The sequence below is a fragment of the Mesorhizobium sp. M7A.F.Ca.US.002.01.1.1 genome, assembly GCF_004022955.1.
GTDB lineage: Bacteria > Pseudomonadota > Alphaproteobacteria > Rhizobiales > Rhizobiaceae > Mesorhizobium > Mesorhizobium ciceri.
The window spans coordinates 1-1,590 of sequence record NZ_RZQE01000813.1 but is presented as its reverse complement, the minus strand read 5'-3'; the positions used below and the strand labels follow the sequence as shown (position 1 = coordinate 1,590).

At 66.5% G+C, this 1,590-nt stretch carries 2 protein-coding genes; both read right to left on the bottom strand.

Translation table 11 applies throughout. From position 1 onward, the window contains the following. A partial coding sequence (locus EN932_RS39665) for an alpha/beta fold hydrolase (RefSeq protein WP_128369502.1) occupies window positions 1-1,191 on the bottom strand: 1,191 nt, incomplete at its 3' end. Continuing rightward, window positions 1,184-1,590, bottom strand: a 407-nt coding sequence (locus EN932_RS35720) for an amino acid synthesis family protein (protein ID WP_128369501.1), incomplete at its 5' end; no start/stop codon positions are given. The genes EN932_RS39665 and EN932_RS35720, both read right to left, overlap by 8 nt.

Here is a 1,590-nt window from a genome sequence, read left to right as displayed (position 1 = left end):
GTCAAAGGACGCGACGGAGCCGTCCAAAACGGGACTGCCGGTCCTTCCCGGCCGCCATGCTACGGCGGCGAACTTGTCGGCGGCTTTCGAGGCGAAGATGCCGGACGCTGCCTTCTGGCCCTCGTTGAGGATGTTGATGGCGAAGCTTTTCGATGTCGCGAAGACAGGATGGCCTAAGGCCTTGTGGGCGATGCAGACCAGCACGAGGGGCGGATCGAGCGACACTGAGGTGAACGAGTTGGCGGTGAAGCCGCGCGGCTCGCCTTCTGGCCCGATGGTGGTGACGATGGTGACGCCGGTGAGGAAGGAGCCAAGCGCACGGCGGAACTCGCCGCTGTCGAACCCGGTATTCGCCTCAGCAGTGCCGCTTCGCTCGATCGCTTCGTCCTCCGCGAGGAAGTCAACGATATGGCGCGTGGTGAGGTCCGGCGCCGCGACCGCCATCATGTGCTTCTCGCCCGGCAGCACCGTGCAGCGGCCATGCGGCGCCAGCCGTGCCATCGCGGCCGACATTGCCGGCGAAGAGTTCCTGTCCTCGGAGCCGGTCATGAACAGGGCCGGTACGGCCAGCGTCGGCAGGCGGTCGGCATGATGGCCGTCGGCACGAGCGAACAGGCGGTAGGTGCGGGCATAGCCTTCCGGGTCGACCGCGCTCAGTGCGGATGCCGTGTTCCGCGCTGCCGCCTCCAGCTCGGTCGGCACCGGATCGCCGAACCAGCGCGCAATGGTCTGTGCCGTGCCGGCCGTATCGCTGCGCCCGTTGAGCGCCACCGCGCGCTGGCGAACGGCTTCGGCCAGTTCAGGTGGCCGCCGGAACACGGCATTCAGGGAAACGATGCGGCGGACGCGCTCCGGTGCGCGCAGGGCCAACTCCTGGGCAACGAGCGCACCCATCGAATGGCCGACGACGGACACCCGGTCGAGGCCAAGATGGTCGAGCAGGCGAATGGCCTGGTCGCCGTAGTCGGCCAGTTCCGGGTGCTGCGGCGGCAGTGGCGACTGGCCGTGGCCGAGCATGTCGATCGCGATGACGTCGAAGCTGTCGGCCATGCGTTCGAACTGCGGCTGCCAGATCGCGGCGTTCATGCCGACGCCGTGGATGAACAGCACCGGCGTGCCAGCGCCGGCACGGATGAAGCAGGTGCCATCGAACGTTGTGCCCTGTCGCGCCCAGGTGGAAGCGTCAGCCATGCACGTCCCCAAGCTCCTTGAGGTCCTGATAGCGATCGCCGATACGATGATGCGGGCGACCGCCGATCGACGCACCAAGCGCCACCACCAGTTCGTCTGGCGCCGGCGCATCGCCGATCTGGAAATGCACGGTCAGGTAATGCGAGCGCCGTCCTTCGTCATTCTTGTCCATCAGTGGGATCATGATCGGCGTGTTCGGCCCGCCGCGCAGGTTGGTGAAGGCAAGATAGGTCTTGGCGCCGACGGCGCGGCGATAATGATTGCCAAAATGCAGCGTGTGGATCAGCGCCGAGGCATGCTCGATCTCGCCAGACGTGCCGCAAATGGCCGCTTTGCCATAGCCCTCGATCGCCTCGCCGGAACCGGCGACGGCAATGATCTCGCGGGTCAGGATCTCTC